The organism is Iamia sp., from assembly GCF_035575815.1.
Lineage (GTDB): Bacteria > Actinomycetota > Acidimicrobiia > Acidimicrobiales > Iamiaceae > Iamia.
The window spans coordinates 1-8,911 of record NZ_DATLXO010000107.1 but is presented as its reverse complement, the minus strand read 5'-3'; the positions used below and the strand labels follow the sequence as shown (position 1 = coordinate 8,911).

At 68.8% G+C, this 8,911-nt stretch carries 17 protein-coding genes; all 17 read left to right on the top strand.

All coding sequences use genetic code 11. From position 1 onward, the window contains the following. Window positions 1-328, top strand: a 328-nt coding sequence (locus VNL12_RS11580) for a hypothetical protein (RefSeq protein WP_325594686.1), incomplete at its 5' end; no start/stop codon positions are given. 147 nt (window positions 329-475) lie between these two features. Further along, a complete protein-coding gene (locus VNL12_RS11575) occupies window positions 476-829 on the top strand; it encodes a hypothetical protein (protein ID WP_325594684.1) in 354 nt (117 codons plus the stop codon). After that, window positions 826-1,371 (top strand): hypothetical protein, encoded by a 546-nt coding sequence (locus VNL12_RS11570; RefSeq protein ID WP_325594683.1) that lies wholly within the window; start codon window positions 826-828, stop codon window positions 1,369-1,371. The genes VNL12_RS11575 and VNL12_RS11570 overlap by 4 nt, the downstream gene beginning before the upstream one ends. Continuing rightward, a complete protein-coding gene (locus VNL12_RS11565; RefSeq protein ID WP_325594682.1) occupies window positions 1,368-1,799 on the top strand; it encodes a hypothetical protein in 432 nt (143 codons plus the stop codon). The genes VNL12_RS11570 and VNL12_RS11565 overlap by 4 nt, the downstream gene beginning before the upstream one ends. After that, window positions 1,796-2,095, top strand: a complete 300-nt coding sequence (locus VNL12_RS11560) for a hypothetical protein (RefSeq protein WP_325594680.1) — start codon at window positions 1,796-1,798, stop codon at window positions 2,093-2,095. Before VNL12_RS11565 ends, VNL12_RS11560 begins: the two co-directional genes overlap by 4 nt. Window positions 2,096-2,214: 119 nt before the next feature. Next, the gene (locus VNL12_RS11555; RefSeq protein ID WP_325594678.1) at window positions 2,215-2,634 is read left to right on the top strand and encodes a hypothetical protein; all 420 of its coding nucleotides are present in this window, start codon (window positions 2,215-2,217) and stop codon (window positions 2,632-2,634) included. Next, complete coding sequence (locus tag VNL12_RS11550; RefSeq protein ID WP_325594676.1) at window positions 2,631-2,879, top strand: hypothetical protein; 249 nt, start codon at window positions 2,631-2,633, stop codon at window positions 2,877-2,879. The genes VNL12_RS11555 and VNL12_RS11550 overlap by 4 nt, the downstream gene beginning before the upstream one ends. Then, entirely contained in the window at window positions 2,876-3,181 is a 306-nt protein-coding gene (locus tag VNL12_RS11545; RefSeq protein ID WP_325594674.1) for a hypothetical protein, read from the top strand. Before VNL12_RS11550 ends, VNL12_RS11545 begins: the two co-directional genes overlap by 4 nt. Next, window positions 3,178-3,522, top strand: coding sequence for a helix-turn-helix transcriptional regulator (locus VNL12_RS11540; protein WP_325594672.1), 345 nt, complete (start codon window positions 3,178-3,180; stop codon window positions 3,520-3,522). The genes VNL12_RS11545 and VNL12_RS11540 overlap by 4 nt, the downstream gene beginning before the upstream one ends. Further along, a complete protein-coding gene (locus tag VNL12_RS11535) occupies window positions 3,519-3,911 on the top strand; it encodes a hypothetical protein (protein ID WP_325594670.1) in 393 nt (130 codons plus the stop codon). The genes VNL12_RS11540 and VNL12_RS11535 overlap by 4 nt, the downstream gene beginning before the upstream one ends. Then, complete coding sequence (locus VNL12_RS11530) at window positions 3,908-4,399, top strand: hypothetical protein (protein WP_325594668.1); 492 nt, start codon at window positions 3,908-3,910, stop codon at window positions 4,397-4,399. The genes VNL12_RS11535 and VNL12_RS11530 overlap by 4 nt, the downstream gene beginning before the upstream one ends. A 94-nt stretch (window positions 4,400-4,493) precedes the next feature. Next, window positions 4,494-5,027 carry a terminase small subunit gene (locus VNL12_RS11525; RefSeq protein WP_325594666.1) on the top strand — a complete coding sequence of 178 codons (534 nt, stop codon included), beginning with the start codon at window positions 4,494-4,496 and terminating at the stop codon, window positions 5,025-5,027. A gap of 233 nt (window positions 5,028-5,260) precedes the next feature. Continuing rightward, window positions 5,261-6,448 carry a hypothetical protein gene (locus VNL12_RS11520; protein ID WP_325594664.1) on the top strand — a complete coding sequence of 396 codons (1,188 nt, stop codon included), beginning with the start codon at window positions 5,261-5,263 and terminating at the stop codon, window positions 6,446-6,448. Further along, complete coding sequence (locus VNL12_RS11515; RefSeq protein WP_325594662.1) at window positions 6,449-6,613, top strand: hypothetical protein; 165 nt, start codon at window positions 6,449-6,451, stop codon at window positions 6,611-6,613. 8 nt (window positions 6,614-6,621) lie between these two features. Then, on the top strand, window positions 6,622-6,819 hold the full coding sequence (locus VNL12_RS11510; RefSeq protein ID WP_325594660.1) for a hypothetical protein: 198 nt from the start codon (window positions 6,622-6,624) through the stop codon (window positions 6,817-6,819). 212 nt (window positions 6,820-7,031) lie between these two features. Next, entirely contained in the window at window positions 7,032-8,369 is a 1,338-nt protein-coding gene (locus VNL12_RS11505; protein WP_325594658.1) for a hypothetical protein, read from the top strand. Further along, window positions 8,370-8,873: a hypothetical protein gene (locus VNL12_RS11500; RefSeq protein WP_325594656.1), complete on the top strand. Its 504-nt coding sequence runs from the start codon at window positions 8,370-8,372 to the stop codon at window positions 8,871-8,873. Window positions 8,874-8,911 lie beyond the last annotated feature (38 nt).

Genomic DNA, 8,911 nt, shown 5'->3' with positions numbered 1-8,911 from the left:
CGTCCACGCCGTGCTCGATCGCTCCAACACGGTCGACGTCCCGCACTTCGACGCGGCCACGGCCCTCGTCGAGTGGAGCTGGAGCATCACCAAGCAGCTCATCCCGACCTGGGGCGAGTTCCCCGAGGCCCGGTTGCAGCGCCTCATCCTCGAGGTCCTTCGCCGTAAGGGCACCCTCTCCCGCCGCAAGACCCAGCAGTCCATCGGGCACCGGCTTGGTCCCGGCACCTTCGCCCGCGTCGTCAAAGCCATGATCGAGAACGGGGAGCTCATCGCCCACCCGGACGGCTCGATCTCCGCCGCACCCGAGGAGGACGCCCGTGTATAGGTCGTGTATAGCCGTGTTTAGGGCATGTTTAGGCACGTTTAGACGTTTAGACGGTTTGGCGAACGCCCCGGACGGCCTAAACGCCTATACACGCCTAAACAGGGGTCTAAACACATCTAAACCGGTCTATACGCCAGGGGCTCATCCATGAGCCAAGAGGGATGGGACCGCTACCTCGATCACCGGCCGGACGACCTCAAGGCGGCGCAGAAGCGGGCCAAGCACGCCACGCCGAAGACACCGACCGGGCTGCCGTCTGGGCCGTGCTGTGGGCGGTGTCCGAACTGGCGACTACCGCTCGGGGCGAAGGACCCGTTCGGGATCTGCATCGAGGTCGGATGTCTGACGCGGCGGATCGGACGTCTCGAGAAGGGGACGCTGGTGACGATGGACGAGCTGCGTGAGCGTCACGTCATGGCGTGGGAGCCGATGCGCGTCCGGGACTGGGCACCAGCGTGCCCGCGGTACGCCGGCTCGCTCTTCGACGAGGTGGCGGCGTGAGGGTGCTACTGACAGAGCGCGACGCAAAGGCCTACGGCGTCAAGTGCGACTGCCTGGGCGACGGTGAACTCCGAACGCTGGTCACGGTCAACGGGGCCAAGCAATACAAACTCGAGTGCCAGGAATGCGGTCATCGTGGGTGCGCGATCCCGCGGAACCATCGACTCATCGTCGGATTAAACGGGGACCCTCCACCGGTCGACCCGGAGATCGCCCGGCGCCGTGCGGAAGCGCGCCGGGTGCATTGGGAGGGAGTGCGTAGCTCCCTCGATGCCGAGCGTGAGCGGAAGAATCAAGAGTGGTGGACCAACTACACCGCCTACCTCCAGACCGACGAGTGGCGCCAACGCTCTGACCGGGTAGTTGCCCGCGACAAACGCCTGTGCCAGGCCCAACTCCCGGGATGCGTCGCCACGGCCACACAAGCCCACCACCTGACCTACAAGCATCTCGGAAACGAACCGCTCTTCGAGCTCATCGCCGTCTGCTGGCGATGCCATGAACGGATCACGTTCATGGATCGTGAGAAGAGGGCGGCATGACGATCACCGACATCCATGCCGAGGTGGCGACGCAGCTCGCCGAGTTCCACCGGCTCTACGACCCGCTCCAGAAGGGGTGGCGGTTCACGCTCTGCCGGCCGCACATCCCGGCGCTGGTTGCGGAGCGCGACACGGTCGCCGCCCGGATCACCACGACCATCGCCCGACTCGAGGCGTTCGACACCGACGAGCGACTCGCCAAGCTCGACCGACAGCGCGACTGGCTGGCCGCCAATCCGACCGACCCGCTGTACGTGACGCGGCAGGCGAAGCATCAGGAGACCCTCGCCGAGCACGAGCGATCGGAGAACGACTGGATCGACGGCTTGCACAAGCTGCAGGAGCTCTACGACCGACACCGGGCGACGGTGGCGGCATTGGATTCGATCGGACAGATGCTCACCGAGCCGGTGAAGAGGACGAGATGAGACGCCCCACCATCGCCGTGATGATCGGCAACCGCCCCACCGTCGCGCCGCCCGAGCACTTGAGCGACCGCGCCCAGCGCCTCGAGCGAGCGCACCGACACCTCGACCGCTTCGGCGCCCGCGGCGTCTACATGCTGGGGGCGGCCGGGGCAGTGGCTGATGCCGAGCGAGATCTCGCCCTCGCCCGCCGCAAGCTCGCCACGGTCCGGACCGCGTACGAGCGGACGCACTACGACCGTATCGTCGCCGAGCTTGAGTGCGCGCTGGCCGCGTGGGAGGCGTCTCCATGGGGCTAATCCTTTCCGTCCAACCGAAAGCCCCGCAGGCGGCCCCAGCGGCCCAGATTCAACCTATCCCGCTTCCGCTCGAGACCGAGACGGACCGCGAGTGGGTCGCCCGCATCCAGTCAGCGCGGGTGACGGCCTACATCCGGGCCGAGCTCCGGGCCATGGACGCCTGCGCCGATCAGTCGGCGTGGCTCGCCAAGCTGGCCCGGCAGCGAGCATGGCTCGCCGAACCGGACAACGCCGCGGACCCGCTTTTCGTCGCCCGGCAGGACGCCCACCTCGACGCCCAGATCCGCGTCGAGCTCGGACGGGTGAACGCCTGGCGCGCCGTCAAGGACGCGATCCGGATCTGGGCCGACCTGCCGGACGATCGCCGCCGCGTGATCGACCAGGGCATCCCCGGTCAGGGCGTCGCCCTCCTGCCGGCCCTGGCCAAAGCGGCGGCGCTGGAGGACGGGGGCGACGTCGGAGAGGTCATGGCCCGCTTCCCCTGCCGCATTGGGTTGTCGGTCCTCTGCGGTGTCGACGAGATGGAGGGGTGGTCATGAGCGCGACTGTCGAGGACGTCCGGATGGCGGGGGCTCAGCTCCCGTCGTCGATGTCGCCACCGATCGTCCGGCATCAGGCGCCGGAGCTCGCCCTGGCGTGGATCGCAACGCAGGTTCAAGCGGTCGCCGAGTTCGCCCTGGCGCTCGAGGCTGCCGATCTGGAGGACCTGGCCGCGCGGGGCGAGCCGCGGCTGGCAGCGATCGCCGTCGACCTCATCGCGTTTCGAGAAGGAGTCGCGTCATGAGCAAGCCGTACACCCTGCACAAGGGCACCCCACCCAAGAAGCATCACTACCGGGGCTACTCGATCGGAGAAAGAGTGGAGGTCCGCGAGGGCCTGTTCGCCGGCCACCACGGCGTCATCGACCGGCTGCGCGCCGACGGTCGCCCGGTGTTTCGGATGGACAACGGGGCGGTCGTCAACTGCGAGGACAGCGGGCACTGGGTTCGGCCCGATGTGGCCCCACCCCCAACGCAGTTTTACGACCGCCACCTCATCCCGCTCGGCTGGGGAGACAAGATCGTCAAGGCGGCGGTGAAGCAATGACTGTCTACGCCCCTCCTCCCCACGTCGGATGGCAGACCGCCACCCCCGAGCCCGTCCAGGTCCGCTCCGAGGCCGTCGCGCTCGCCGCCGTGCTCACGCGCATCAGGACGATCCGACCGCCGACCAGCTCCCGCACCTGCGCCGGGCCGTGCCTCTCGGTCCCCGACCTGGCCGCGCTGGCGGGCATCCACTGGACCGCCCTGTATCGCCTCGAAGCGGGCGAGCGGACGCCCAAGGCGGCGACGGTGCGCGCGCTGTGTGAGGCGCTGGGGGCGACGCCGGAGGAGCGGGCGCAGCTGTTTCTCGCGGCCGGCTACGTGGACATGGAGGCGGGACGATGAGCCTCCACCTTTCGTTCTCGCTTGTCCCGCCGTCCAGTCTCAGCACGAACAACCGGTCGAGTCGGCATTGGCGGAATCGCGCCGCCGACACCGGACCCGTCCGGGAGTACGCCACGCTGTGCTGCCGGGGCTACCCGCCCATGGCGGAGCCGGTCGCCATCGCCGTTCATGTGACGTGGCCGACCTCTCGCATCATGCCCGACGTGGACTCGATTGGCAGCTATGCAAAGCCGTACCTGGACGGGATCGTCGACGCCGGCGTCCTGAGCGACGATGGGCCGAAGGTCGTCAAGCGCGCGACCTTTTCGCAGGCGAAGCAGGTCGGGAAGGATGGGGTCACCGGCGTGGAGTTCGACCTCACGACGATCACCGAAGGGATCACGCCATGACCACCCCCACCGACCCGACGGCCGCGCGGATCGAGCGGGCGCTCGCGATGGCGGGACGCCAACGGATTGATGTGCGCCGCCTCGACGACGGCTCAGAGCATGGCGGCTATATCTACCGGACCGGCGGATGGATCGTAGCCTGCGACCCCTTCGATGCCTTCCCGATGGTCATTGTCGACGACGGCACCGTCGACCTGGATGGGCGCTTTCTGATTCCCGACCACGAGCGCGTCGTCGCACTGGTGAGAGCCGTCCTCGCCGGCGGTTGGGCCGCCTCGATCGCCGAGCTGGGCGTCGTGCCAACCGTGGACGCGATGCTCGCCTACGCCAAGCAACGAGGGCACACCGCCACGGTCTGCACACGGGCATATGGTGATAGCTGGGCAACGCTCGACGATAACGACCATGGGGCGTATGCCGACACCCCCGCCGAAGCCCTCGCCCTCGCCCTGCTGCGGGCGCTGCTGGCCGGAGAGGGGGCGGGGTGAGCGCACGCCGGTTGACGTGCGGCCCCGGCCCGCTAGACTGAGCGCATACGGTCTGCGGCATATGCGTATATGACGATCACGACATGGGTGGTGGATGGCACAGGGCAAGGCGCTGGAGCCGAAGCAGGAGGCGTTTGTCGCGGCTTATCTGGGCTCGGCTCGGCTCAACGCGACCAAAGCGGCCATCCTGGCAGGCTACAGCGAGCGTGGCGCCCGCACCCGCGGCTCCCTCCTATTGGCAAACGCAAACATTCAGGCCGCCATTCAGGCGTGGCGCGACGAGGTGCGAGCCTCAGCCATCGCGCAAGTCGAGTACCGGGTGGACCGGCTGGGCGACCTCGAGGGGCGCTACTGGACGGTCATTCAGGAGCGGGCTGATAAGTATCGCGATGACGAGGACGCGGCGGGCGGCGGAACCGGCCTGATCGTCAAGCGGTGGAAGATGATCGGTTCGGGCGAGTCGGCGACGATGGTGGCCGAGTATGAGGCTGACGTCGCGGTCACGAAGGAGATCCAGTCCCTCTACGACCAAGTCGCCAAGGAACTGGGTCAGCGGACCGAGAAGGTCCAGCACGACGCGACCGGCGACTTCCTGGCCGCCCTTCGGTCGTTCGCGGGCGCTACCTGATGGTCGCCCAGCTCGACCACCGCGCCGCTGCCGGCATGGACCGTGTCCGGCGCGACCCCGCCGGCTTCATGGGCGAGTGGCTCGGCGCAGATCTGTGGGCCAAGCAGGTCGAGATCGCGGAGTCGGTCCGCGACAACCGGCGGACCGCCGTGAAGAGCGCCCATGGCACCGGCAAGAGCTACCTCGCGGCCCGGATCGTCATCTGGTTCCTCCACGCCTTCCCGGCCAGCATCGTGCTCACTACCGCACCGACCAACAATCAAGTCAGAAATATCTTGTGGAGAAATATCGGCGCGGCCTATCGGTCCAGCAAGGGGCCGCTCCTGGGCCGCTGCCTGACGACGCAGATCGACGTCGCGCCCGACTGGTACGCGCTGGGCTTCAAGGCCGACGACACGGCATCGGATCGCTTCCAGGGCTTCCATGCCGAGCACGCGCTGGTCGTGATCGACGAGGCGGCCGGCGTCGACGACCGGGTCTACGACGCGCTCGACGCGGTGATGACGTCCGAGCAGGCCCGGATGCTGCTGATCGGCAACCCGACCAACCCGGTGGGCACGTTCTACGAGGCGTTCCACGGGGCGCGGTCTCTGTACCGCTGCATCACCATCACGGCGGCCGACACGCCGAACATGACCGCAGGACGGACGGTGCGCCCGTACCTCATCACGCAGGCGTGGATCGACGACGCGATCACCAAGCACGGGGCCGGCTCGCCCTACGTCACGGCCCGCGTCCATGCCGAGTTCCCGGCCGTCTCGGACAACAATCTCATCCCCCTGGCCCACGTCGAGGCGGCCGATGCCCGGCTGCCCGAGACCGACCCGCTGCCGGCCGGATCGGGCGACCTGGAGGCGGGGCTCGACGTCGCTCGGATGGGGACCGACGAGTCCGCCCTGTGCGTCCGGCGCGGTCACCAGATCGTCTCCGAGGACGCATGGTCGGGCATGGACACGATGGAGACGGTCGGCAAGGTCCGTCACCAGCTCCCCGACCCGAGCCTGCTGGCCGCGATCAAGGTTGACGTGATCGGGATTGGGGCGGGCGTGGCGGACCGGCTCCGCGAGGCGGGCTACCCGGTCGTCGACGTCAACGTGTCGTCCCGCAGCTCCGACCCCGAGCAGTGGCCGAACCTGCGGCACGAGCTGTGGTGGAACATTCGTGAGCGGTTCCGGGAAGGCACCATCGGGGGCCCGATCGACGGGGCCACGATGGGGCAGCTCAGCAACGTCCGCTACCGCTACGACAGCCGTCACACCAAGCCGCTGATCGAGTCCAAGGACGACATGCGGAAGCGCGGCGTCCGGTCTCCGGACCGGGCCGAGGCGCTGATGCTGGCGTTTACCAATCCGCCCAAGGCGCCCGGCCTAGCGCCTGACTTCGATTTTGCTGCGGCGTTTGCTGCCGGGGGGATTCTCTAGGTGGACATCATCGACCGCATCGGGCGGACCCGCGTCGAGATTATGGTCGGGTACTTCGTGGCCGCATTCCCGACGACCCTGGCCGTGCTCGTCGCCGTCTGGCTGGCGGCCTCGGTCGCCGTCGGCAGCGTGGTGCTGGTCGGCTGGATTGGGGGGATACGATGACGTCTATCGTGACGTTCCTGCGGCGGTTTCTCCCGACGGAGATTCGTCCTGGCGTGTGGGTCGTTCAGGACGGCGAACGGCCGGCCGCGTGGTACCCCTCGTGGGATGGTGAGGACGCCGAAGCCGAGGCGAGGGCATACGCCGATGATATGAACAGACACGGCGTGTCGCATCCGGATGTCTTTGTGATGCGGGTGATCTCCTAATGGGCGTCCAAGCCGTCGGTGCCCGCTTCCTGGCCAACGCCCCCGCGTCCCGGCCCGAGGCCACCGCCTACGAGGCGCCCGTCGCCCGCTACGCCTTCCTCGAGGGCCTCTACGACGGCACCCTCTACGACGCGCCGACGCTGGCCCGTGGGATCGCGCAGGCCGGCCGCCGCTCCCCCGCGCTGCCGAAGGGCATCCGAGCCATCACGACGATGCCCAAGCGCGCGATCGACCGCTGGCCCGGCTACCTCTACCGGGGCGGCGTCATCCCCTACGACGTGCCCGAGTGCAACCCGCTCCTGATCGACGCCTGGGAGCAGCAGATGCGCTGGGGCGGGTGGACGCGCCACGACCTGCTGACGTACGCCGAGCGGCTGCCCAAACTGGGCATCGCCCTGGCCATCGTCGAGGTCGCCGACGATCTGCGCGAGGTCTACCCGCGGCTGATCCATCCCCGCGAGCTGGTCAACCTGGAGCTCTCCGTCCGGCGTGACGTCAAGCTGTACGAGGTCGCGATCCCCCGGGTCGGCACGGACGCCAACGGGACCGAGACGGCCTACGTCTGGCATCGCCGCGTCGACAAGCTCACCATCCAGACGTGGGAAGAGCGGAGCGGGATCGCGGGGCCGCGGACCGTCGTCGACAACCCGTGGGGGTTCTGCCCGGCCATTGTGGAAGGCAAGGCGGGGTACGTCAGTCGACTCGACGGGCTGATCCCGATGTTCCACGAGCTCAACGCGAAGCTCAGCGACGGCCACGACTTCATCGGCCGGCTCAACCACCAGACGACGATGGTGGCGACGTCGGCATCTGATGCGTTGACCGCTGCGGTCAAGGGCAGCTCCAAGCAGGCCGCCGCGTACGGCGAGTTCGGGGCGCGCCTCGTGGATCTCGACGCGGCCCAGGACGGGCGGCAATCGTCCAACCTGATCCCGCTCCCACCGGGCTCGCAGGCGTTTCCGCTGCTGTCCAACCTCGGCCTCGCCGACGCGCTGGCGTGGGTCCAGCGGCTGGAGGGCGATGTCCGCGAGGCGTTGCCGGAGCTGACGCTGGGGCGCGACCTCTCGAGCGTCCGGGAGCTGGGCGTCCGGGCCGTCGTCGAGACGTTCGAGCACGACCTGAACACGACGGCAGCGAACGCCGACCGCGGCATCGTCAAGCTGGCCCAGATGGGCGCGGCGATGATGGGCGAGCTGCTGCGGGCCGGGCTGGTGCCGAACCCGACCGCCGCGCACGAGCCGTTCCGCGCCTTCACCCTCGACAGCTTCGACCGGGGCGAGATGCCGATGGCGATGCGCGACCGGGAGGTGCTGCCGCCGACGATGCTCGACCTCGCGACCGAGGCGCAGGCGATCGAGCGCGTCACGACGCCGTCAGGTTTGCTCCATATCGGCTATGACATCGAGGAGATCTACGGCCCGCCTCCTGACGGCGAGACGGACGAGGCGTACGCGGCGCGAACCCGACCGGGCATCCTCGCCGAACGGCAGACGGGGGCATCCAGTGCGGGTGACGTGCTGGGGACGCTCCTGGGTCAGGGGAGGGTGTAGGTGGCACGCTCAACCCGCGTCGATCTTATCTTCGGCCCGATCGCCTACGTCAAGCCGAGTGGAGTCCGCCGCCCCCGGACGGTCGACAACCTGGAGGCCGCGACCGGCGAGCCGATCAGCGTGGTATGGCGGGAGCGGATGCGTGCGGCTGGCCTGGTCTCCGACGTGGACGGGGTGGACATGATCCGCTGGCCGGACGGAGCGACGGACCCGGACGCTGTGGCGGAGGGGCCAGGGCGGGCGAATGCCATCGACCTCGACGTGGCGGCCTATGTGCGCGACTACACGGAGCGCCGCCCCGACACGGCCGACGGGGAGGTGGACGTGCCCCCGTCGGATGCGCGAGCGCACCCCGTCGACCTCGTCATGGAGTTGGTCGCCGACTACGGCCAACTGATCCAGCGCCCCGTGCCTACCACGGGCGAGCCCGACGCTGGCGTGGTGCTCGACCGGATCGCCGAGGCCGTCAAGGCGTTGTCCGCTCGGGGCAACCTCCCGTACTGATGCCCACCGTCCGCGCCCTGAGCGACGCCGTCGAGGCC

What these genes read in the sequence shown, in the direction of transcription:
- VNL12_RS11540 (WP_325594672.1), top strand. Translation starts at nt 3,178, where the DNA reads ATGACTGTCTACGCCCCTCCTCCCCACGTCGGATGGCAGACCGCCACC.
- VNL12_RS11575 (WP_325594684.1), top strand. Translation starts at nt 476, where the DNA reads ATGAGCCAAGAGGGATGGGACCGCTACCTCGATCACCGGCCGGACGAC.
- VNL12_RS11545 (WP_325594674.1), top strand. Translation starts at nt 2,876, where the DNA reads ATGAGCAAGCCGTACACCCTGCACAAGGGCACCCCACCCAAGAAGCAT.
- VNL12_RS11560 (WP_325594680.1), top strand. Translation starts at nt 1,796, where the DNA reads ATGAGACGCCCCACCATCGCCGTGATGATCGGCAACCGCCCCACCGTC.
- VNL12_RS11565 (WP_325594682.1), top strand. Translation starts at nt 1,368, where the DNA reads ATGACGATCACCGACATCCATGCCGAGGTGGCGACGCAGCTCGCCGAG.
- VNL12_RS11535 (WP_325594670.1), top strand. Translation starts at nt 3,519, where the DNA reads ATGAGCCTCCACCTTTCGTTCTCGCTTGTCCCGCCGTCCAGTCTCAGC.
- VNL12_RS11525 (WP_325594666.1), top strand. Translation starts at nt 4,494, where the DNA reads ATGGCACAGGGCAAGGCGCTGGAGCCGAAGCAGGAGGCGTTTGTCGCG.
- VNL12_RS11550 (WP_325594676.1), top strand. Translation starts at nt 2,631, where the DNA reads ATGAGCGCGACTGTCGAGGACGTCCGGATGGCGGGGGCTCAGCTCCCG.
- VNL12_RS11505 (WP_325594658.1), top strand. Translation starts at nt 7,032, where the DNA reads ATGCCCAAGCGCGCGATCGACCGCTGGCCCGGCTACCTCTACCGGGGC.
- VNL12_RS11530 (WP_325594668.1), top strand. Translation starts at nt 3,908, where the DNA reads ATGACCACCCCCACCGACCCGACGGCCGCGCGGATCGAGCGGGCGCTC.